Genomic DNA, 20,993 nt, shown 5'->3' on the forward strand with positions numbered 1-20,993 from the left:
CCTCATGCCGGCGCGGCGCATGATGCTCTGCGGTCGTCATACGTGGCGGAAGGGCGGCAGATGGCGGCACAGTCCGGGGTCACCCGGTCCTGTGCCGGAGCGGTCAGGAACGTTCTGATCTCGGAGCGGGGAGCGTGGACGCTGACTGCCGCCTTGCCGTACGGGCACCGCCGGATGTGGCCGTCCGCGGAGACGTACGCTGTCGTCGAGCGGCACGACCACGGCGCACCGCCGGCCGCGGGGAACTGCATGGCCCGCAGCTCACCGAGGTAGGCCCGGTACCGATCGGACAGTTCGAAGTACCGGCCCAGCAGATCAGCGTCCAGACGCTGCTGCACCAGGTAGTCCTGGACCGACCTCCCGTTGCGGCGCAGGATGCGCTCGTCGAGGACGACCGGACTGAATTGGACCACCACCCCCGCCTCGGCGACGAGGTCGGCCAAGTCCCGGCATTCATCGTGGGTCAGGCTCCAGCAGGTGACGTGCAGGATCTTGGTCTCGGTGCTGATGGCGCGCAACGTGGCGATGCCCGACGCTGCGGTGCGGGTGGTACGTCCCAAAAGCATCGCGCGATGCGAGTCGGCAGAGACGGTCACGTTGACCAGCAGGTGCCCTACTTCGGAGAGGGTGGCGACCTCAGCCTCGGTGCGCGCCGAGGTCACCATGGACGCCGACATCCCGAACTGATGGGCCAGCCGAACGAGCTGACGCACGTGCGGGTGATGGGTCGGCTCACCGCCGGTCAGGCACACCCCCTCCACGCCCGCCTCTCTCAGCCGCGACAGGGCACGGGTGTAGGTCGCGGTGTCGAGGAAGCCGTGGGCGCGGTCGGCCCGGAAGCAGAACCCGCAGCCCACGCGGCAGTGCCCGGCCGTGGAGATCAGAGCCGTACGGACACGGGTGCTCACTGCACCCCCATGTTGTCCCACACCGCGATCTCCACGGTGCTCGTGTAGAACGCGCACATCTCGGGGTCCGGGGTGCTGCCGCCGACGAGGACCTGCTCGTTGCGCGACGGGCCGCCGCAGATGGCGAGCGCCGGGCACTTCTCGCACTCGGGCACCGGGGCGACCTTCTTGGCCACGTCGGCCAGAAGGCCAGGATCGGCGCGCAGCTCGTCGGGGCTGTACAGGAACGACGGCTCGGTGAAGTTGATGTCGCACAGACTGATCTGGTTGCCAGGCAGGAGCGCTGCGTTCAGGCTGCGGTCGCCCTGCATGTGGTCGAACAGCATGGGCCGCCGGGTGTCGAGCGCCTGGAAGGCGCGGTCCAGGACGGAGAACAGCATCCCGCCCCGCCCGAGCGCTGCCAGGCGGGCCTCGTACAGCTCGCGGGCCAGGTCGGCGCCGTCCACCTGCCAGCGGCCGGTGGTCGGGATGGGCGTGTTGACGTAGATGAACCTCAACCCGAGATCGTCGATGATCCACCGGACGGTCTCGGCGAGGCGTCCGATGTTCGCGGCTGTGGGGGTGAGGTTGCAGCCCACATGGAGACCGTCTGCCTTGACGAACCGGGCGACGTTCCGGCGAATCCGCTCGTCGGCGGGCTGGCCGCCGAGGAGGAGACGATTCGCTGAGTTGATGCCCGGGGGGCCGTCGATGGAGATGCCAACCCCGTACTCGTACGTGACGAAGTGGTCGAGCGCCTCGTCCGTCAGACGGGCGCCATTGGTGACGACGGTGCGTCGCACACTCGCCACGTCGTAGCGGTCGGCGAGAGCGTCGGCGAGCTGGTCCCCGTACTGCATGAGGTCGAAGCGGATGGTGGGCTCTCCGCCGAACCACTGGATGGATACCTCAGCCTGTCCGGCGTTCTGCTCGAACAGGAACTGGAGCCCTTCCGACAGCTCTTCCTTCGTCATATCCGGCTTGCCGCTGTTCGTATCGACGAAGCAATAGGTGCAGGCCATGTTGCAGCGGTCGGTGAGGACCACGCGCAACCCGCTGATGCGTACTGGGGCGGCATCGAGGTCGAGGATTCGAAGCCGGTCGTGGAGTGCCGCACGCCGATCGGTCGTAGAACGGTCGGGCGTGAAGCCGAGCCCGTAGAGGGCTTCATGGGTCGCGGTCGGGGGGACTCCGGCGAGGTCGTCAACCTCGCCGGAGTCGATGAACACACTGTCCAGGCCGACCGGGTCGAGGAGAACCGCTTCCCCGTCCCGCTCGTACTGGAAGTATTTCCCCCAAATCATTCGGGGGACGGCCATGATGGTCAGGCCGCCGTTTCCTCTTCGGCGATTCCGAGATCGTCCATGATGGCGCGGATGTTCTCTTCGGCGGCGGACTGGAGCTTCGCGGTGGTGCCCGGGGAACCACCGTCGGCGAAGACGATGACGCCGGGCAGCGTCGGGTTCGGCGCGATGACCGTGATGCCGGCCGGGTCGGTGGTGATGACCATGATCGCGTTCTTTAGCTCGACCCAGTCGGTCTGCTCCTTGACCGCCTCGATGATGCGGCTCTGATTCTCCTGGAAGGAGGCTTGTTCCCCCATCCACACTCCCGCCTTGGACTTGGAGTCCACGACGTCCGCGTAGATCAGGTGGTTATTCTTCTCTCGCCTGGCTTGCGGCATAGCTGATCCTCTCTCTGCGCAGGTTGTACAGGGACTTGCTCATGACCTCCCTTGCACTGGTGGAACAGACGCCCGCACGAACTCCAGTGGTCGAGCGTGCGGCACGACGATCACGGCATCGAGTAGGTGTGACCCGCCCCCGCCGGGGGATGGGAGCGGGCCACAGTGCCGTACGGAGGTACGGGGATCGGAGACCCGAAGACTCCGGACGGCAGCCTTGAAGAGCGGATACTTGCCAGGCCGCTCGTTGAACTGGCGGCGCTGGGCGATCGCCCCCCAGGGGACCGAATCGCGTCATCAGCACCTGCGTTGGAACTAACCCACTGCCCCGCCGGGGAGAGCTGCCCGGCCGTGATGGGAGAAGCCGGGCCTCCGGGAGGCAGCGGGAGCTTTGAATCCGGCAGCCGAGTTTGGTGCGGACAGCGAGGCCGGCGGGGCAGCGCGACTGCACTGGTGATCCAGGTTTTGGGGGTATTCAGCCGGAGCAGACAAGGGTGTCGGCAGCCGACGGCCAGGGCGAGGAGCGGGCTCACTGCGCTGACCCACCTCCCTGGTGCTGCCCTGCCCCCGCCTGGCGAGGTCGACGCACGGCGGGGGCAGGAGTCTCAACGGTGTCCTTGCGGAGCTGGGCCAGCCATACCCGCTGGTCCAACTGGTGCAGGCAGGCGCGGCAGGCATACATATCGGAATGCAAGCCGCTGGAGCGGATGGGGCCGATCCAGGTCACATCCACGTCGATGCGGCCACACCACAGCCAGCACTCCCCGTGGGCCCAGTCGTGCGAGTCCCATAACGCCCGTGCGGCGGAGCGTCCCGTCTTCAGCAGGCCGCCGAGACGAGGTTCCCGTGCGTACTCAGGGGGGATGCCTTCGTCAGCTCCCGACCTGGACAGCGAGACGCTCGGCCAGGTTGTCGGCGTTACTGTGCGTGCCTTCAAGATCCCGTCTCCTACACAGCCCACTCGTGGTGAAGGGGTGGCTCGGTACAGCAAGAACATCGGATCGTCAGGAGGTTGCGGCACCCGAATATCCGGTCAACTCGGTCAACTTCCGCCGAGAAGCCGTTTGTTGAGGCTCAAGGAGCGGCACCATTGAGGGCATCAGCCCACCGGACAGGCGTGAGGTGAGTGATGGGCACACGGTCCGGACAGCCGAACGCCGCACTCGCGATGGCGCTCGACGAACTGGGGTGGAGTCCCAAGATGCTGGCGCGCAAGCTGAACCGGGTGTTCGGCAGCGGGACAGCGGCAGAGTCCGCGCCGTACCACTGGCGCGATGCAGGCGCATTACCCCGCTCGCCCCTGCCTGCGATGACCGCTCACGTGCTCTCGCAGGAGCTGGGCCGAGTGGTGTCCGTTACGGAGCTCTGGCAGGGACGGGCAGCAGACTCTCCGACGCTGCTGCCTGCTGACACGAACCTGTCCGGGCACTGGACCCTGCAGCGATTGGGGCAGGTCGTGGAGGACTGGGTGCTCGGCGGACTCGTCGACCGGAGACGGTTCCTGGCTATCTCTGGCACCGGACTGACCAAGATCGTCGGAAACTACCTCGACGGCACGGCTGGACGCGGCTCGTTGGCCCCGGGAGCGGTCGATCAGCGCCACGCAGATCCATTGGTGGACCAGGTCGAGCAGCATCTCCCACTTCTTCAGCAACTCGACGACGAGCACGGCGGAGCCCGCCACCTGCCGTACGTCAGCGCACAGTTCCGTGCGGTCGGCCTCCTCCTACACGAAGGAAATCATTCCGCTCCGTCAACCATCCGGCTCATCCGCGCGCTGGCCGAGATAGGTCAGCTCGCCGGGTGGATGGCGTTCGACGCGGCCGACCACGGACTGGCGCAGCGGTACTTCATCACCGCACTACGCGCCGCCCACCAGATCAACGACCTGCCACTGTGCGCGCACATACTCGCCGATCTGAGCTTCCAGGCCGCAAGCCGCGGCTACCCGGCGGACGCCGTCACCCTCGGCGAAGCCGCCCGACGTGCCGCAGACGCAGCGCCCGCCGCCGTGCGAGCTTCGGTTCTGTCGCGACTGGCCTACGCCTACACGTCTGCCGGCCGAGCAATCGACTTCTACCGGACCCGTGACGTGGCACGGGAAGTCATCGACCGAGGCGGCCGGGAGGAGGAGCCTCGCTGGCTGTACTTCCTCACCGACAACCACCTTGATTGCCAGGCCGGTTACGCCTTGGTCCAGCTCGGACGAAGCAAGCAACGCGAGGGCGTCACGGCGTCCAGAGCGTTCATCACCCAGGGGACTTCCCTCCTGGAGAGCGGCGCCTATACCGTGCCGCGTGGCGACCCCAGCCAACGTCGTGCCCTCTTCGAAGGCGCTTGGCTCGCCCTGGGCTACGGCGCCCGCGGGGAGCTGGAACTGGCCTGCAAGGTCGGCCAGATCGCCACCGCTCGCCTGGACGTTGTCCGATCGCCACGCAGCGTCGCCCTGCTCCAGCAGCTCGCCAAGGACCTGCGAAGGCGGCAGCGCAACCCCCACGTCGCGAGCTTCCTCCCCGGCCTCGAACAGGCCCTCATCCGATACAACTCGCCCGTCTCCGCGGCCAGGTAGAGTCACGAACATGACCTTCCAAGGCGACACTGTTGTACTGGGCGCTGGGGTCATTGGCCTCACCACCGCCGTCGTCCTGGCCGAGGCAGGTCTGGCGGTGCAAGTCATCGCTGAAGAGATCCCCGGCGTGACCTCAATGGCCGCCGGCGCGATGTGGGGCCCGTACCTCGTAGAGCCCAAGGACCTGGTAGACGAGTGGAGCCAGCACTCGCTGGAGACCTTTCGCGGTCTTGCAACCGACTCGGCAACTGGTGTCCGGGCAGCGTCCGGCATCGAGGCATCCCGCAGCGCAGACGAGGCACCAGACTGGGCCACCGCGCTACCAGGCTTCCAGCCGGTCTCGCGCGCCGATCTCCCGCCCGGCTTCGCCTCCGGCTACCGTTTCACAGTCCCGCTGATCGACATGCCGACGTACCTGCGGTACTTGGAGCACCGCCTGCGAACGGCCGGCGGCGCGATCGAGCAACAGCAGGTGCCCACACTCGATGACGCCCCCCAGGCGTCAACGATCATCAACTGCACGGGCATGGGCGCGGCCTCCCTGGCCTCCGACGCGACCATGCGGCCGATCCGTGGCCAACACGTCGTGGTCACCAATCCCGGCCTGACCGACTTCTTCTCCGAAGACACCGGCCCATCGCCGGACCTGCTCTGCATCTACCCCCACGGCGACACCGTGGTCCTCGGCGGCACCGCTCTCGACGGCGACGGCAGCGTGGACCCGGACGAGAAGGCGGCAGCCGACATCCTGGCCCGCTGCACCGCCGTGGAGCCTCGGCTGGCCCAGTCCACGGTTATCGACCACCGCGTAGGTCTCAGGCCGACCAGGCCCCGAGTGCGGGTGACGGCGGATCGCCGAACCGACGGAACTCCGGTGATCCACAACTATGGCCACGGCGGCGCCGGCGTCACCCTCTCCTGGGGCTGCGCTCGGGAAGTCCATCGCCTTCTGGCCAAGGAGTAATGGGCAGCTCTACTCAGTGATCGCGACGAGTATCCGCAGGCGAAGGAGGTTCCAGATCCACCGCTCAGTCGCGCGCATATGGGGCGATGAGATCGAACACCGTAGTTTCAAGCTGCGCAGCAGCTCACATTCCGCACTCCGCACGCGTGGGCGGGAGTTGACTGGGAAACGAGCCTCGGGGGCTTCTGCACATGCTCTATCCTGGAAGCCTCGCCATGCGATGATCAGAGAGGGATCGATCTCTTGACTGACGCGTTTACCGACCCCGTGCTTGAAGAGGCCGTGAGCCAGGCGTCTGCGGGCGCTCCTCAGGCGCCAGAGCCACCAGATCTGGACGAAAGCGATCCCAAGACAATTCTACGCGCACGAGTAGTAGAGACACTTCAAGCGATGCCCTCGTATTTCGAGTTCGATACCCGAATTGAAGGCGTGCACGCCACCGATCTACAGGCGGCGAACACGCTTCTCGGCGCAAGCATTGAGGTTCAGGTCGTAGCGACTCTTAATCGACTACGGGACCTTTGGGATCCGGAGAACGAGTGGCAAGGTTATCGATTTGAGAGGCAGTCGCAAACTTTTCCGGATGTTCGCTTGATCGGGCGCCAGAGCGGTGAGCGAGATATCGCTCTCGGGGTCGAGCTAAAGGGGTGGTATCTGTTCAGTAAGGAAGGAGTCCCCACTTTTCGATTTACTAATACAGCTAATTCGTGTGCAATCCACGACCTGCTCTGTGTCGTCCCCTGGCATTTTAGCAATGTAACATCGGGCAGTCCTGTAGCCCGAGATCCCTGGGTTGCATCAGCTCGGTGGGCTGCACAGTATCGAAACTACTACTGGCAGTACATTCGTCGAACTCAGGCATCTTCTGTCATTAGCGTGCCAGATGGTGCTACACCTTATCCGACTAAGGACCAGCAGATCTCGGACAGCCCGGAACATGACGGCGGCGGCAATTTCGGTCGGCTCGCCCGTGTCAGGGGGCTCATGACGACATTCATTGATGAGGCGAAAGCACAGGAAGCGCTTGGAATTCCCATTCGAGATTGGGTGGCGTTCTTCACTCGGCACAGCGATTCATCTGATGCTGACTCTGTGTACGCTGCACTCGCTGGTGAACTGGCGACACATCATGGTCACGTCTCCAGTAGAAAAGCCGAGAGGATTGCCAACCTCGTTCGCCAGATCCAGGAAGAGCTGAGTGACTAGTTGGACTCCGGGTCAAGAGAGGCTTAAGGTGTAGCCAAATTAGTCTCCGAAAGTACTCTCAGTCGCTTCATCCATAACCAATTGCTCACCCGCAGGGTCGGCGTTCTTCGCTGCGTTCTCAAGTCGTTCCTCGGCGAGGAGTTGAAAATTCTCGTCAAGCTCAGCAACGAACGCTCTGCGTCCAAGTGCTACTGCTGCCACCGAAGCGGACGCAAGCCCGCCGAATGGTTCCCAAACGACATCATCGGAGCAAGTCACCGCTGAGACAAGTCGTTCCATGAACTCCAGCGGCTTCTGATTCAGGTGAGCGGCAGAGCCCTTGGTGGGTTTATATACTCTGGGTGCAGCGCGACGGAGTGTTCCCTTGAGTCTTTCGTTATCGTGCAGCGGGCCGCGATTCCAGACATTGGTAATGCCATGCCGGTGAGTCCACCGGTAGCGAAGTGCGTCCCATTCTTTAGCTGATACAGATTGCTGGCCGTCCAGGCTATAGTAAGGCCGATCTGTCGGCTTTCCGTGCTGGGTGGCGTACTGGGCAAGCTTTTCAATCATCTCCCCAGGAGGCCAGTACCAGAGCCAGTCCTGTGTTAGGTACTTGCGTGTCGCGGCATTCTTGACTCCGCACGCTTCGTTCGCTCTGTATAGTGGAATTCCGGCTCGCTGCCACTCGTCTCTCAGCCAGCGTTTTGCTGAAATTCGCTGGGATCCGACATTAACTTCAAACCTCCGCTGATAGAATCCGCAAACCTCGGTGACAATAGGAAATTGTCGAATCGTCTTGCCGTTGACATTGCCCGCGATGTGCGCGATACCCTTGTTCCATGTGATGAGCTGAACGTATTCCCACCCGTTTTCAATTAGGAGGGGATGGACGGTAGCCCAACCGATCTCGGTGTTCCAAAGCCAGAGCGTCGTAGAGGGAGTCGCCGCCGTGGACCACGCCTCAACGTGGGGCCTATACCAATCAACCAGACCGTCCGGGCCTGTAGTGTCGCCATGAAAGCCCCGGACTCCGTAAGCGCCATCACTGATGATCGTTGCCGGGGCGTCCCAGCCCTTGTATGCCTCAAGGGCGTCACCACGGTGGAGTGAGTAGGGGGTGTCGGACACGGGGTCTCCCTCTTACAGCCGTCTCGGCGCTCGCGTGCTCACCAGCGACGATGTCTAACCCTGTAGACACTAGCATAGGGGTGGCTCCCTTTCACTACACTTCCGGCTATGACTCGGTTGGTGGATCCGGACGACCTTATTGACAGCCGCGGCGTGGCCGAGCTCCTCGGGCTGAGTCATGTCAACAGTGTCAGCCTCTATCAGCGCCGTTACACTGATATGCCGCGCCCGATAGTGGATTTTGGGCCGGGGCGTGCTCGGCTGTGGCTCCGCTCCGAGGTTCGATCATGGTGGGAGTGGCATCGTCATGGCAAGCGGTCTGACGGGTGCTGAGATGGAAGCCGGCCTTGCGTAGTGTGAGGGCACATGCAGGGCACACGGGGCTCGAAAACGCCGCCGACCAGCAGGAACCAGTGAAGGGAGTTCCTGCTGGTCAGCGACGGTCTCGTGGTGAAGTCGCAGGTCACCGCGGTGGTGGAGGCACTTGATCCTCAAATGGCGCGAGGACGCCCCCCTCCAGGCGGCCTGACCGCCCGGTCCGGCGCCACCTCGTGCCGAACTGTGTGTGCGCGTGCCGACACCCGTGGTTAGGTTGTGTGTTGACATCCGCCGCGCGCAGACCAAGGACGGCCCTCATGGGGTACGACAGCGAACTGAACGCCCGGCTCAACCCGGGCGTTCCGCACTCCGCCCGTATGTGGAACTACTGGCTGGGCGGCAAGGACTACTACGAGGCCGACCGCCAGGCCGGGGACAAGGTCAAGGAGCTGTTCCCCGGGGTGGAGGACGTGGCCCGGCAGTCCCGCGCTTTCCTCGGGCGTGCCGTTCGGTACCTGGCCGGGGAGGCGGGCATCCGGCAGTTCCTCGACATCGGCACCGGACTGCCGACCATGGACAACACCCACGAGGTCGCGCAGCGCATCGCGCCCACGGCGAGAATCGTGTACGTGGACAACGATCCCCTGGTGCTGATGCATGCCCAGGTGCTGCTGGCATCGAGTGACGAGGGGACCTGCGCGTACGTCGACGCCGACGTGCACGACCCGGACCGGATCCTGGCCGAGTCCGCCGGGACGCTGGACTTCGAGCAGCCGGTGGCGCTGATCATGCTGGGCATCATGGGGAATGTCGCCGACTACGAAGAGGCGCGTTCCATCGTCCGCCGGCTCGTCGCGGCGGTGCCGTCCGGCAGTTACCTGGTGATCAACGACGGGACCACCACCGACCCCGGCCGGGTCGCGGCCACGGACCGGCACAACAAGGAGACCTCCGGGGATCGCTACTACAACCGCAGTCCCGAGCAGATCGCCGCGTACCTGGACGGCCTGGAACTGCTGGAGCCCGGCGTGATCTCCACCTCCCGCTGGCGCCCTGAGGGCACTCCGTCCGGCGGCCTGCCGCCGGAGGTCGCCGCGTACTGCGGCGTCGCCCGCAAGCCCTGACACCACGTCTGCCGGAGGACCGCTCGGAAACGCCGGCACGGCAGTTGACTGCGCGTACTGTACTTGGCCAGAAGTCTTCCGGCGGCGGGTCCTCGTGTGGAACCGTACGTGCTCCTCCAAGGGAACCGAACGCGCGGGCGGCGGCGTGCTTTTCCCCGAAGGAGCGCTCTGTTCAGGCGGTGGACTGGGAGGGCACGTGAGTACCGAGAGGGACTTCCCCCATCTGGGGTTCGACCCCGCGCCCGGTGATCTCGACGATCTGTCGGCCCTCGTGGCGCTGGTGGGGCGGGTGAGTGGAGAGGGCAACTCCGCCCACACCGAGGTCAACAAGATCGGCACGTCGGACGGCATCTGGGTCGGTAAGGCCGCCGACAAGTTCAGCGAGAGCGTCTCCGAGATCCCGCCCTATCTGAAGAAGGCGCTGGGTTCCCTCGACGAAGCCCACCGTGCGCTCTCGTCGTGGCACACGAGCCTCACCCGCTTCCAGGCCGCGGCCCGCCGCCTGGAGAACGAGGCCGCGGACGCCGCCGGGCGGGTGTCCACGGCCCAGGGGGCGGTGGACGGGCTGCCGGCCGACACCGAGGGCATGTCCGACCGGGAGAAGGAAGACCACGGCAAGGAGAAGCGGGGCAAAGAGCGGGCGCTGAGCGACGCCCAGGGCGAGCTGGACGGCATCCGCAGCCGTGCGCGCACCCTGAACGGCGAGTTCGACGTCGAGGCCAGGACCGCCGCCAGACGGCTGCGGGACGCGGCGGACGACGCGCCGCCGAAGCCGAACTGGTTCGAGCGGCGGATCAACGATCTCGGCAACATGCTGGAGAACGCCTTCGCCTCCATCACGGATCCCGACTTCTGGAAGGCGATCGGGGACTTCCTCGCCGACGCCGCGATGGTCGTCGGCATCCTGGCCCTCCTCGGCGTTCCCGGGCTCGGCTGGATCGGGCTCGCCCTGGCGGGCGGCGCGCTGCTCTTCCACGGGGCCGCCTTCCTCGGCGGCGCGGAGGGCGTGACGTGGCAGACCCTCGCCTGGGACGCGGCGGGGGTCTTCGCGGGGTTCCGGGCGGTGAAGGGGATGCGGCTGGCGAAGGCGGGCAAGGACCTCAAGAGCGCCGGCACCGCCATCAGGACCCTGGGAACGGACAGCCTCAACGCGGCGAAGACGCTGAAGAACACGGCCGGCTTCAAGGCCATGGCGTCGAACTTCATGCGCAAGCCGTGGAAGGTGAAGGAGGGGCTCCAGGGGCTGCGCACCGGGGCGCAGAACTCCCTGCAGGCGTTCCGGGAGATGCGCCAGTCGTACCGCTGGATCAGCAAGGGGGACGACTTGATCCGCCAGGGTGAGTCGATGCTCAAGACGGGCGCGCTGAAGGACCTGAGGTGGACGCAGGGCGGTGTCGCCCTGGCCGGCGGGTCCAACATCAACGGCCGGTACTTCTTCGAGGAGGGAGCGCCCTGGTACGGAGACTGGAACACGGGCGACATCCCCCTGGTCGGCACGGCGCCGAAGGTGTGGGACTTCGTCGAGCCCAACCGGGATCTCAGCAAGCCGCTCGCGTCCGCGGGCAGCACGTTCGACAGCGGCATATCCCCCCGGACGGGCTCATGACCGCGCCCACGGACCCCGAGAGACCCGTCCCGGAGAACGTCCGGTACGCCTTCCGGTACGAGCTGCCGGACGCGTTCGTGCACGTACGGGATCCGATCCGGCTTGCCGGTTGGCAGGAGGCGGCCGTAGAACTGCTCCCCGCGGCGGATGAGGTGGAACGGGCCGTGTACGCCCGGCAGATGCTGCGGAGCCTGCCCACGCTGCTCGTCGCCGAGGAGACCTTGGTGGACGTCGCGGTGTGCCTGGGGATCGAGGACTCCGACGACGGTTACCGGCTCTCCCAGGGCCTGTTGGCCGTCTCCGCCCGTCCCAGCGGGCACGGCGACCGGCTGATGGCCGCGGAGGGCATCTACCGGGCGAAGGAGCAGGCCCTCTTCGCCGGTGAGCCGGAACTGACGGAGGTCGACCTGCCGCGGGCGAAGGGCCGGCAGGGCAGCAAGGACACGCTGCTCGCCGTGCACCTGCCGTGCGGCCCCGGGGTGATGTCGGCGTCGGTGCGCGCGGTCGCGTCGGCGGACATCGCGGCATCGATACGGGAGGGGGACGCGCCGCCGGACGGCAGCCCGGCCATGGTGCCCGCGACGGTCTCCCTCGCCGCGCTGCAACTGATCGTCCCGGCGCCCCGTGACTACGTCGTGTACGTCACGATCTCGACGCCCTGCGTCGACCTGCTGAACGAGTACACCGAGCGGCTCTCCGCCATCGGCCGGACCTTCGCCTTCGAGGCTCCCGACGAGCCCGAGGAGGAGCACGAGGAGCACGGGGAGGAGCACGAGGAGGAGGACGGGGAGGGTGGGGAGAGCGGGGCGGCTCAGCGCTCCGGGGCCGCCGTCACCGGCGGCGGCCACTGAATCCCCTCGCGCGCCAGCAGCCGCAGGTACGACGCGCGGCGCCGGCGCATGAACACCTTGGAGAACGCGATCAGCAGGATCAGCGCCGCGGCGAGACCGCCGGCCGCGACGAACACCAGCGGCTCGCCGACGCCCCCGCTCACCAGGACCGCCACCATCACGACCGCGAAGATCTTGACGGCCAGCCCCCGCACCGGCTCGTGCCCCACCACGCCGAAGTAGTCGGCCTTGATGCGGGCGTGCAGCAGCCGGACCTCACGCCGGGCGGGGCCGCGGGCGATCAGCGGTACGGGCCAGGGGTACATGCCGGGCAGCCGGCCGCCGCGGAGCGCGCGGGGGTAGTCGCGGGTGGTGCGCTCGGCGCGGCTGCGGGCGTCGGGGAGGCGGCGGAACGTGTGCAGCGGCGGCCGGAGACCGGCGGGGACGCCGGTGGCCAGGCCCGCGTAGCGGTAGCCGAACTGCTCGGCGCAGTAGGCGAACTTGGCGAAGAGCCAGACCGACGGCCAGGGGATCGGCGTGCTGAACTCCCCGAGCGCGTCGCCCTCTTCCAGCATCCTGCGCAGGTAGCGTCGCATCCGCATGGCGGCTCCCCCGGCTCAGCCGCCCTTGCCCATCAGCTCGTTGTAGAGCTTCTCGTCCAGCTTCTCGAACTCCTCGGCGGCCGTCCTGGTGAACGACGACACGCCCTTGGTCATCTTCGACAACTGGCCGAACCCGTAGTCCCAGGAGCCGGCGAAGTCGTCGCACGCGGAGTGGAGTTCCTCGTGGCCGATCCTGCTGGCGTCGACCCGGGTCATCTCCTTCGACGCGCTCTTCATCCGGCCGCCGCTCTCCTCCAGCGTGCGGGCCATCTCCCTGACCTCGTCGTAGGCGAACCTCAGAAACGACATCCGGACGCTCCCCTCGGACTCCACCGAAGCCGGCCCGGCCACCGTACCAGCGGCGGGTGCCCGCGGACCCTGTCCCGGCTGCGGCTACTCGAAGGTGACGTCGCCGTGTTCGTCCGCGCGGACGGGGAGGTCGTTCCAGGCGAAGTCGAAGTCGCCGCTGCGGCACGACCACAGGATGTCCTGGCAGAAGTAGCCGGTGTCCTCGCCCGGTGCCGCGGTGAAGACGTCGGGGAGCCGGTCGCAGCGCGGGTCGCGGGGGGCCAGGGGCCGTCGGCGTCGCTGCGGCCGACGTGCCGGGCGTACGCGGCGTAGACGGCCTCGGCGGTGTGGACGCTGGTGAGGGGGCGGACGGCGTAGCGGGGGCGGTTCTTTTGTGCGGTGTCGCCGGCGGCGTCGCGGGGGGTGCGGGTGAGTTCCACCTGCCAGGGCACCGCCACGTCCGCGTAGCGGACGGTGCAGCGGGTGGTGGCGCCGGCGCGGTCGGGGAGCCCGCCGGGGCAGCGGCCCGGCCGGACGGGGCGGAGGTCGTCGGCCATGAGGAGCGTCTCGCGCTGCTCCCCGGATCGGCCTGTTCGCAGGCGTGTCCGCGGGCGCGTACGCCCGTACGCTACGCCGGTCGTGCGACCGCTTTGCCCTAAATGTACGATTCTGGCGTTGCTGTTTCCTTCTGGAAGGAAATCCGATGCCCCGCACGCGGAAAGCGACCCTCGGCGCCCTCGGCGCCACGCTCTGCGCGACCGCTCTGGTCGGCACCGCAGGAGCCGCCCAGGCACAGGACGACAACGGCGTCGCGGAGAAGAGCGCCACCGGGATAGCGAACACGGCCACCGGCTCCTTCAACGACGCCCGGTCCCTCCACGTCACCATGAGCAGGGACGGCTCCGGGCTCGACCGCCACGAGCCGGCCCGCCTCGAGGTCTCCGCGGACCGCTCCGACAACTGCGTCGGCACCGTCGACTACGCCGCAGACGGCGGCAGCTTGGAGATCATCAGGCACGCCGACAGGGTGTGGGCCAAGCCGGACGCCGCCTGGCTGAGGAACAACCTCCCCGCCGGCGGGACGGGGGACGTGCGGAAGCTGGAGGGCAAGTACCTCCAGGGCACCGCCCAGGACCAGGGCCTCTCCGACCTCGCCAGGCTCTGCAGCATCGACGAGTACCGCGACGGCCTCAAGGACGCCGCCTCCGCGGGCCCCCTGGAGAAGGGCGGCGAGACGACCGTCAGCGGCGTGCCCGTCGTCGAGGTCACGGGCAAGCACGACGGGAAGGAACTGGTCCTCTCCGTCGCCACCACGGGCACGCCGTACCCGGTACGGGCGACCTCGACCGGCGACGGCCAGGAGCACGTCGCGGACTTCTCCTTCGACCAGCCCGTCCCCGACAAGACCCCGGCGCCCGGCGAGACGGTGCCCTGGAGCGGCTGACGCCCGCCGCCCGCCCGCTCGCCCCTCTGCCTGTCCGCTCGCCCGTCCGCCCATCCGCCATCCGCCCGTCCGCCCGCCCACCGCCCGCCCGCGCCCGCGCGTATGGGCGCGGGCGGGCACGGGACCAGAGGAGCCGCACCGTGCCCCTGCACCAGACCGGCCGCGGCGTCGCCGGACCGCACGACGACGTCTACGCGATGCCCATCAGCGAGCACGCGCTGCCCAAGTACCGGATGCCCGAGGACGTCTCCGACCCGCGCGCCGTATACGCCCTCATCAGCGACGAACTGGCCCTCGACGGCAACGCCGCGCAGAACCTGGCGACGTTCTGCACCACCTGGGCCGAGGCCGAGGTGCACGAGCTGATGGACGAGTGCATCGGCAAGAACATGGTCGACAAGGACGAGTACCCGCAGACCGCCGACATCGAGAGCCGCTGCGTGCACATCCTCGCCGACCTGTGGCACTCCCCTGAGGGCGAGACCACCATGGGCTGCTCCACCACCGGCTCCAGCGAGGCCGCGATGCTCGGCGGCCTGGCGCTCAAGTGGCGCTGGCGCAAGCGCCGCGAGGCGGAGGGCAGGCCCGCCGGCCGGCCGAACCTGGTGTGCGGGCCGGTGCAGGTGTGCTGGGAGAAGTTCGCGCGCTACTTCGACGTCGAGCTGCGCCAGGTGCCGCTGGAGCCGGACGCCACGGGGCTGCGCCCGCACCAGTTGCGCCGTTACGTCGACGAGAACACCATCGGCGTCGTCGCCATCCTCGGCGTCACGTACACCTGCGACTACGAGCCGGTCAGGGAGATCGCCGCCGAACTCGACGCCATCCAGGCCGATACGGGCCTGGACGTCCCCGTGCACGTGGACGCCGCCAGCGGCGGCTTCGTCGCGCCGTTCCTCCACCCCGGTCTTGAGTGGGACTTCCGCGTGCCGCGCGTGGCGTCCATCAACGCCTCAGGACACAAGTACGGCATGGCGCCCCTCGGCGTCGGCTGGGCGATCTGGCGCTCCGCCGACCTGCTGCCCGAGGAACTGGTCTTCCGCGTCAGCTACCTCGGCGGCGACATGCCGACGTTCGCGCTCAACTTCTCGCGGCCGGGCGGCGAGGTCGTCGCGCAGTACTACAACCTGCTGCGGCTCGGCCGCGAGGGCTACCGCCGCATCTACCGCGCGGCGGCGGCCAGCGCCGAGTGGCTGGGCGGACAGATCGCCGGCATGGGCCCGTTCACGCTGCTGTACGACGGCCGCGGCGCGCTGCCGGCGGTGTCGTGGACGCTGACGGACCCGGCGGGCACGGGCTTCACGCTGTACGACCTGACGGAGCACCTGCGGCTGCGCGGCTGGCAGGTGCCCGCGTACCCGCTGCCGCCGCGGCGGGAGGAGACGGTCATCCAGCGGGTGCTGATCAGGCACGGGATCAGCCACGACAAGGTCGAGTTGCTGGCGGCGGATGTTCGGGCGGCGCTGGAGCGGCTGAAGGACGGCGCCGGGACACCGGCGCCGCACCAGCCGGGCTTCCACCACTGAGGACGCGCCCACCGCGTGGCCGCCACCCGGTGGTGGTGCGTGCCGCCGGACCCCGGGATGACGATGCGGTCGCGGGCGTCGGCCACCTCCGCGCCGGGGGCGACGGCGCCTCGGCCGCGGGGCGTTGTCAGCGGGGCGGCCTACCCTTGGGCGGGAGTGCGGGGGACGTGCGGGGTTGCGGGATGTGCCGGGCGTGCGGGGGATGCGGGACGTGCGGGGCGTGCGGGGGATGCGGGCGTGCGGGGCGTGCGGGGGATCCGGGCGTGCGGGGGTGCCGGGTCAGTTCAAGTGCTGGGCGTCTGCTGTGCGTACGCGGGCGAAGACCAGTGTCAGCACCGCCCCGCCCACCGCCCACGCCGCCAGCACCAGCAGCGACCCCGTCATCGCGCGCCCGTCGAAGTACGCGATCGACCGTGCCGTCCACGTCCCCGCGCCCGGGATCAGCGCCGGGCCGATCTCCCGCCAGAACGGCGGCAGCAGCGGATACGGGTAAGCCCCGCCCGCGCTCGGGTTGCCCGCGATGACGATCACCAGCACCGTCGCCCCGATCCCGACGACGCCCAGCATCCCCTGGAACGCGAACGTCGTCGCCCCCGCCGCACACACCACCAGCGCCCCCAGCGCCGCCAGCCCCACCACGCTGCCCGGCAGCGCCCCCAGCGCCGGCCCGATCACCACTGCCCCCAGCACCCCCAGCAGGATCGCGTACAGCGCCAGCACCGCCAGCCGGATCACCGCCCGCCGCGGGTCCGACGGGCGGGCGCCGTAGCTGACGGCGAGGATCGCCGCGCACAGATACCCGCCGACGCACCACCCCACGACCAGGTAGAACGCCGACAGCCCCCGCGCGTCCCCGGCGTCCGCCGGCGCCACGTCCACCGTCCGTACGTCCCGGTCCTGCGCCCGCTCCGCCGTCGTCACGACCTCCCGTACCGCGTCCGCCAGCGACTGCCCCCCGCCGCCCGCGACCAGCAGCAGGTCCGCCCGCCCCCGCGGGTCGACGACCAGCGCGCCGTCCAGCGTGCGGTCCCGGATCTGCTCCGTCGCCGCCGCCCGCGAAGACACCGCCCGCGCCGACAGCGGCGAGCCCTCAAGCCCGTCCAGCCGGCCGGTCACCTCCCCGCGCACCCGCTCGGGGGCGACGACCCCGAACGGGATGTCCTTCGGCTTCGGCGAGTGGAAGGCCCCCGCGTACGAGGCGATGAACAGCACCCCCAGCGCCAGCACCCCCAGGACCAGCAGCGCGGAGCGCGGCGTCACCGCGTCCCTCACCTCACGCCAGAAGCCCCCATCGCCCCCCGGCCCGCCGCCGGGCACCCCGCCGTCGGCCGTCCCACTGCCGGCCGCCCCGCTGCCTCCCAGGCCGTCCCCGCTGTCCAGACCCATGACCTCAGCGTCCGCGACGCCGCCCAACCCCGCACCTCCAGGCACCCGAACGGCCTCCCCGCGCCCCCCACGGGCTCCCTCACGGCAGCACCGCCAGCACCAGATACGCGAAGAACAGCACCAGATGCACCCCGCCCTGCTGCAGCGTCGCCCGCCCGGGCATCACCGTCAGCGTCCCCACCGCCACCGTCATCGTCAGCAGCACCAACTGATTGCTCCCCAGCCCCAGCTTCAGCGGCCCCTCCAGCCAGACCGACGCGAGCGCCACCGCCGGGATCGTCAGCCCGATGCTCGCGATCGCCGACCCGTACGCCAGGTTCAGGCTCGTCTGCACCCGGTCATCTTCCGACACTGGCACGCGGCCCGCGGCCCCGCTCATCGTGCGCAGCCGGACGGCGGTCCCGTACGCGCCGGGCCTCCGGGCGCCGTACGCCCCAAGTCCCCGGCCCCCGTACGCCCCAGCCCCCGGTCCCGTACGCCTTGGTCCTGTACGCCCCGAGCCGCCCCGCGGCCGACTCAGCCCACCGCCGCCAGCCGGTGCTCCTGCGGGCTCACCCCGTGCACCCGCTTGAACGCCGCGCTCAGCGCGAACGGGCTCCCGTACCCCACGCGCCGCGCCACCGCGCCCACCGTCGCCTCCGGCTCCCGCAGCAGATCCGCCGCCAACGCCAGCCGCCACCCCGTCAGATACGTCATCGGCGGCTCCCCCACCAGCTCCGCGAACCGCCGCGCCAGCGCCGCCCGCGACACCCCCGCCCGCGCCGCCAGCTCCGCCACCGTCCACGGGTGCGCCGGGTTGTTGTGCAGCAGCTTCAGCGCCTGCCCCACCACCGGATCGCCCTGCGCCCGGTACCACCCCGGCGCCTGCGCCTCCGGCCGGGCGAACCACGCCCGCAGCGCCGCCACCACCAGCAGGTCCAGCAGCCGGTCCAGCACCACCGCCTGCGCCGGGTCGTCCCGGACGATCTCCTCCTCCAGCAGCGGCAGCAGCGGGCAGTCCCACGTGTCCCGGCGCAGCACCACCAGCCGCGGCAGCGCGTCCAGCAGCCGCGCGCCGATCTCCCCGGTGTGCTCGTACGAGCCGATGAGCATCTTCGCCGCGCCGTCGGTGCTGTGCCCCCAGGTCCGTATGCCCAGGTCCATGTCCCCGGCGAGGCTGTGGCCAGCCGGCGTCTCGCAGCGCCCGCCCGGGTGGATCAGCGCCTGCGGCTCGGTGGCCGGGTCGTCGGCGAAGACGTACGGGTCGGGGCCGCGCATGATCGCGATCTCGCCCTCGCTCACCCGCACCGGCTCCGCGCCGTCGTACGTCACCCACGCCGTGCCGCTCGCCAGCGCCACGATGCACAGCGGCGCCCGGTCCACGATCCGCACCGACCACGGCGGGTCGAGGATCGCGCGCATCATGAACGCGCCGCGTGCGCGGGGGCTGTCGAGGAGTCCGGCGAGCGAGTCCATACGGGCCAGGGTAGGGCGCGGACACGTGAGCTTCCCCGGTCAGGAGATGTCGGTCCGCTTCCGGCGCACCACCCGGCCGGGCCCGGCGCAGACCTCAGCCGAACGCCTCGACGACGCAGCGCCCGCCCGACGCACGTTGCAGCTTCGCGTCGCCGGTGACCAGGGGCGCGCCGAGCTGCTCGGCGAGCGCCACGTAGGCGGCGTCGTAGGGCGTGAGGTTGTCCCGCAGCTCCCAGATCCTCGGCAGCAGCCCTTGGTGCGGAAACCGCTCGATGGGAAAACCCGGAATCTGCGCCAGGGCGTGGTCCGCATCCCCAGCGGTGATCTTGCGGCCTCGCAAGAGCCCCCTGAGCGCACTCGCCGCCTCCAGGTCGATCACGCTGGGGGCGGCGAGTTCGGATCCGTCGAGCCGGTCGGCCAGCGCCTTGGCCACCGGCCCGGCATCCGTGAGCAGCAGGACGAAGGCCGAGTTGTCGAGCACGATCACTCGCCGCGCTCCTGACGCTGCAACGCGACGATGTCATCCATCGACACTTCGGTGGTCAGCTCGGCTCGCGCCCGTGCCAGGGCCTCGGCGACGGTGGGCCGAAGCGCGACGCGCTCCAGCTCGACGCGCAGGTACTCCTGGAGCGACCTGCCCGAATCCGCCGCACGCCGACGCAGTATGGCGTAGGCATCGTCATCGAGGTTTCTGATCTGCACCGTGGCCATGCATGCATAATAGCGCTTCTTTGGCGCCACCGCGTAGCTAGACGCTCGCGTATGCGGGCGCGCCTTTGAGTCATGGAACGTCCAACCGTTCGCGGCTTGACTGGCTGTATGACACATCCCAGTGCACCCACCACCCGGCCACACCCCCACCTGTCCGACGGCGTACAGCAAGCCCTGGCGCGCGCCCCCCGCGACTTCACCGACTTCGTGCGCGAAGCCGCCGGGAGAGGAGCCTGGAATGTCTGACTTCCGTTCGGCGGTGCTGCTCGCGGCCGTCCTCACCACCGGGCTCAGCGCGGGACTGTTCTACGTCTGGTCGTACTCGGTGATGCCCGGCCTGGCCCGCGCCAGCGACCGCACCTTCGTCGAGAGCTTTCAGCAGATGAACAAGGCGATGCTGAACGGCTGGTTCGCCCTCACCTTCGGCGGCGCGATCGTCTTCCTGCTGCTGGCCGGCGGCCTGCTGGCCGGCGCGGACGGCGACCAGAGGCCGAAGGCGCTGCCGTGGCTGATCGCCGCCGTCGTCCTGTACGTGGCCGTGCTCGTCATCACCTTCGCGGTCAACGTGCCGATGAACGACGAGCTGGACGCCGCGGGCGCCGTCGACCAGATCAAGGACCTGGCTGCCGTGCGCGAGCGGATGGAGGACAGGTGGGTGCGGTGGAACAACGTCCGCTCCGTCCTCTCCGTCCTCTCCTTCGGCTGCGTGACCTGGGCACTGCTGCAGTACGGACGCGCCACCGGCAAGGGGTAGCGGGTGGCGGCAAGCGGCCGGCGCCGGGAGCACGGGGTCCCGGCGCCGGTCTTCGCCGTCGGATCAGGCGCCGTCGCTGTCGTCACGGTCGTCGCCGGGCTCGAACCGGTCGTCCCGGTCGGTCGACCCGCCGTTGTCGTCGCCGTTGTCGTCCCGGTCGTCCCGGTCGTCGCGGCCGTCGCTGTCGTCACCGCGGTCCGCGAAGACGTCACCGCTGTCGGCGTCGACGTGCACCTCGTACCACCTGCCGTCGGTGCCGAGGATGTCGATCTCCCACTTGTGGGCCCCGCCGCGGTCGTCGTCGTCACCGTCGAACTCCGCCGACTCCACCATGCCGGCCCGCTCCTGGAGCGCCGCCGCGATGGCCTCGTCCACGCTCACCTTCGCCGCGGCGAGCGCCTCGGCCTCGCCCCGGTCGTCGTCGCCGTCGTCGTCCGAGTCGTCATCCCGGTCGTCGCGGTCGTCCCAGTCGTCATCGCGGTCATCGCGGTCATCGCGGTCGTCGCGGTCGTCGCGGTCGTCGCGGTCGTCG

20 protein-coding genes and 1 pseudogene are annotated in these 20,993 nt (G+C 69.0%); 9 read left to right on the forward strand and 12 right to left on the reverse strand.

Annotated elements, in window-relative coordinates; all coding sequences use genetic code 11:
* Positions 1–2: 2 nt before the first annotated feature.
* The 3 genes from B124_RS30790 to B124_RS30800 are packed head-to-tail and all read right to left on the reverse strand — an operon-like array spanning position 3 to position 2,571.
* Positions 3–908, reverse strand: a complete 906-nt coding sequence (locus B124_RS30790) for a radical SAM protein (protein WP_496506278.1) — start codon at positions 906–908, stop codon at positions 3–5.
* Complete coding sequence (locus B124_RS30795; RefSeq protein ID WP_496506279.1) at positions 905–2,191, reverse strand: radical SAM protein; 1,287 nt, start codon at positions 2,189–2,191, stop codon at positions 905–907. Before B124_RS30795 ends, B124_RS30790 begins: the two co-directional genes overlap by 4 nt.
* A 20-nt stretch (positions 2,192–2,211) precedes the next feature.
* Positions 2,212–2,571 carry a hypothetical protein gene (locus B124_RS30800; protein WP_496506280.1) on the reverse strand — a complete coding sequence of 120 codons (360 nt, stop codon included), beginning with the start codon at positions 2,569–2,571 and terminating at the stop codon, positions 2,212–2,214.
* A gap of 1,129 nt (positions 2,572–3,700) precedes the next feature.
* Here B124_RS30800 and B124_RS30805 point away from each other — a divergent pair.
* From B124_RS30805 to B124_RS30815, 3 genes are all read left to right on the forward strand, one after another.
* Entirely contained in the window at positions 3,701–5,140 is a 1,440-nt protein-coding gene (locus B124_RS30805; RefSeq protein WP_496506281.1) for an NsdA family TPR-like regulatory protein, read from the forward strand.
* 10 nt (positions 5,141–5,150) lie between these two features.
* Positions 5,151–6,104, forward strand: a complete 954-nt coding sequence (locus B124_RS30810; protein ID WP_496506282.1) for an FAD-dependent oxidoreductase — start codon at positions 5,151–5,153, stop codon at positions 6,102–6,104.
* A 243-nt stretch (positions 6,105–6,347) separates the two neighbouring features.
* Positions 6,348–7,310: a hypothetical protein gene (locus tag B124_RS30815; RefSeq protein WP_496506283.1), complete on the forward strand. Its 963-nt coding sequence runs from the start codon at positions 6,348–6,350 to the stop codon at positions 7,308–7,310.
* A gap of 39 nt (positions 7,311–7,349) precedes the next feature.
* Here B124_RS30815 and B124_RS30820 read toward each other — a convergent pair whose 3' ends face one another.
* Complete coding sequence (locus tag B124_RS30820) at positions 7,350–8,420, reverse strand: DNA methyltransferase (RefSeq protein ID WP_496506284.1); 1,071 nt, start codon at positions 8,418–8,420, stop codon at positions 7,350–7,352.
* Positions 8,421–9,055: 635 nt separating this feature from the next.
* On the opposite strand from B124_RS30820, the gene B124_RS30825 reads away from it, so the two are divergent.
* The 3 genes from B124_RS30825 (at position 9,056) to B124_RS30835 (ending at position 12,319) form a co-directional block, all read left to right on the forward strand.
* Complete coding sequence (locus B124_RS30825; protein ID WP_496506285.1) at positions 9,056–9,862, forward strand: SAM-dependent methyltransferase; 807 nt, start codon at positions 9,056–9,058, stop codon at positions 9,860–9,862.
* Positions 9,863–10,058: 196 nt separating this feature from the next.
* Positions 10,059–11,468, forward strand: coding sequence for a putative T7SS-secreted protein (locus tag B124_RS30830; RefSeq protein ID WP_496506286.1), 1,410 nt, complete (start codon positions 10,059–10,061; stop codon positions 11,466–11,468).
* Positions 11,465–12,319, forward strand: coding sequence for a hypothetical protein (locus B124_RS30835; RefSeq protein WP_496506287.1), 855 nt, complete (start codon positions 11,465–11,467; stop codon positions 12,317–12,319). Before B124_RS30830 ends, B124_RS30835 begins: the two co-directional genes overlap by 4 nt.
* Here B124_RS30835 and B124_RS30840 read toward each other — a convergent pair.
* Together B124_RS30840 and B124_RS30845 are read right to left on the reverse strand one after the other, a co-directional pair.
* Positions 12,280–12,900 carry a hypothetical protein gene (locus tag B124_RS30840; protein WP_496506288.1) on the reverse strand — a complete coding sequence of 207 codons (621 nt, stop codon included), beginning with the start codon at positions 12,898–12,900 and terminating at the stop codon, positions 12,280–12,282. The genes B124_RS30835 and B124_RS30840 overlap by 40 nt on opposite strands.
* Positions 12,901–12,915: 15 nt before the next feature.
* Positions 12,916–13,209 (reverse strand): hypothetical protein, encoded by a 294-nt coding sequence (locus B124_RS30845; RefSeq protein ID WP_496506289.1) that lies wholly within the window; start codon positions 13,207–13,209, stop codon positions 12,916–12,918.
* 682 nt (positions 13,210–13,891) lie between these two features.
* Here B124_RS30845 and B124_RS30850 point away from each other — a divergent pair.
* Positions 13,892–14,632: a hypothetical protein gene (locus B124_RS30850; protein ID WP_496506290.1), complete on the forward strand. Its 741-nt coding sequence runs from the start codon at positions 13,892–13,894 to the stop codon at positions 14,630–14,632.
* 140 nt (positions 14,633–14,772) lie between these two features.
* Positions 14,773–16,155 (forward strand): glutamate decarboxylase, encoded by a 1,383-nt coding sequence (gene gad / locus B124_RS30855; RefSeq protein WP_496506291.1) that lies wholly within the window; start codon positions 14,773–14,775, stop codon positions 16,153–16,155.
* 279 nt (positions 16,156–16,434) lie between these two features.
* On the opposite strand, the gene B124_RS30860 is transcribed toward gad, so the two are convergent.
* From B124_RS30860 to B124_RS30880, 5 genes and pseudogenes are all read right to left on the reverse strand, one after another.
* On the reverse strand, positions 16,435–17,541 hold the full coding sequence (locus tag B124_RS30860; protein ID WP_496506292.1) for a DUF3533 domain-containing protein: 1,107 nt from the start codon (positions 17,539–17,541) through the stop codon (positions 16,435–16,437).
* Between the two features lie 79 nt (positions 17,542–17,620).
* A pseudogene (locus B124_RS30865) lies at positions 17,621–17,881 on the reverse strand (calcium:cation antiporter family protein); the annotation flags it as partial.
* 176 nt (positions 17,882–18,057) lie between these two features.
* Positions 18,058–18,996 (reverse strand): AraC family transcriptional regulator, encoded by a 939-nt coding sequence (locus B124_RS30870; RefSeq protein WP_496506293.1) that lies wholly within the window; start codon positions 18,994–18,996, stop codon positions 18,058–18,060.
* 94 nt (positions 18,997–19,090) lie between these two features.
* Positions 19,091–19,483 carry a type II toxin-antitoxin system VapC family toxin gene (locus B124_RS30875; RefSeq protein ID WP_496506294.1) on the reverse strand — a complete coding sequence of 131 codons (393 nt, stop codon included), beginning with the start codon at positions 19,481–19,483 and terminating at the stop codon, positions 19,091–19,093.
* Positions 19,480–19,707 (reverse strand): FitA-like ribbon-helix-helix domain-containing protein, encoded by a 228-nt coding sequence (locus tag B124_RS30880; protein ID WP_496500103.1) that lies wholly within the window; start codon positions 19,705–19,707, stop codon positions 19,480–19,482. Before B124_RS30880 ends, B124_RS30875 begins: the two co-directional genes overlap by 4 nt.
* A 238-nt stretch (positions 19,708–19,945) precedes the next feature.
* On the opposite strand from B124_RS30880, the gene B124_RS30885 reads away from it, so the two are divergent.
* Positions 19,946–20,461 (forward strand): anthrone oxygenase family protein, encoded by a 516-nt coding sequence (locus B124_RS30885; protein ID WP_496506295.1) that lies wholly within the window; start codon positions 19,946–19,948, stop codon positions 20,459–20,461.
* Between the two features lie 63 nt (positions 20,462–20,524).
* On the opposite strand, the gene B124_RS30890 is transcribed toward B124_RS30885, so the two are convergent.
* The coding region (locus B124_RS30890) for a PepSY domain-containing protein (RefSeq protein ID WP_496506296.1) at positions 20,525–20,993 on the reverse strand (469 nt) is incomplete at its 5' end.

The organism is Streptomyces sp. CNP082 (genome assembly GCF_059570535.1).

What these genes read in the sequence shown, in the direction of transcription:
- B124_RS30795 (WP_496506279.1), bottom strand. Translation starts at nt 2,191, where the DNA reads ATGATTTGGGGGAAATACTTCCAGTACGAGCGGGACGGGGAAGCGGTT.
- B124_RS30800 (WP_496506280.1), bottom strand. Translation starts at nt 2,571, where the DNA reads ATGCCGCAAGCCAGGCGAGAGAAGAATAACCACCTGATCTACGCGGAC.
- B124_RS30805 (WP_496506281.1), top strand. Translation starts at nt 3,701, where the DNA reads ATGGGCACACGGTCCGGACAGCCGAACGCCGCACTCGCGATGGCGCTC.
- B124_RS30810 (WP_496506282.1), top strand. Translation starts at nt 5,151, where the DNA reads ATGACCTTCCAAGGCGACACTGTTGTACTGGGCGCTGGGGTCATTGGC.
- B124_RS30825 (WP_496506285.1), top strand. Translation starts at nt 9,056, where the DNA reads ATGGGGTACGACAGCGAACTGAACGCCCGGCTCAACCCGGGCGTTCCG.
- B124_RS30835 (WP_496506287.1), top strand. Translation starts at nt 11,465, where the DNA reads ATGACCGCGCCCACGGACCCCGAGAGACCCGTCCCGGAGAACGTCCGG.
- B124_RS30840 (WP_496506288.1), bottom strand. Translation starts at nt 12,900, where the DNA reads ATGCGGATGCGACGCTACCTGCGCAGGATGCTGGAAGAGGGCGACGCG.
- B124_RS30845 (WP_496506289.1), bottom strand. Translation starts at nt 13,209, where the DNA reads ATGTCGTTTCTGAGGTTCGCCTACGACGAGGTCAGGGAGATGGCCCGC.
- B124_RS30850 (WP_496506290.1), top strand. Translation starts at nt 13,892, where the DNA reads ATGCCCCGCACGCGGAAAGCGACCCTCGGCGCCCTCGGCGCCACGCTC.
- B124_RS30860 (WP_496506292.1), bottom strand. Translation starts at nt 17,541, where the DNA reads ATGGGTCTGGACAGCGGGGACGGCCTGGGAGGCAGCGGGGCGGCCGGC.
- B124_RS30870 (WP_496506293.1), bottom strand. Translation starts at nt 18,996, where the DNA reads ATGGACTCGCTCGCCGGACTCCTCGACAGCCCCCGCGCACGCGGCGCG.
- B124_RS30880 (WP_496500103.1), bottom strand. Translation starts at nt 19,707, where the DNA reads ATGGCCACGGTGCAGATCAGAAACCTCGATGACGATGCCTACGCCATA.
- B124_RS30885 (WP_496506295.1), top strand. Translation starts at nt 19,946, where the DNA reads ATGTCTGACTTCCGTTCGGCGGTGCTGCTCGCGGCCGTCCTCACCACC.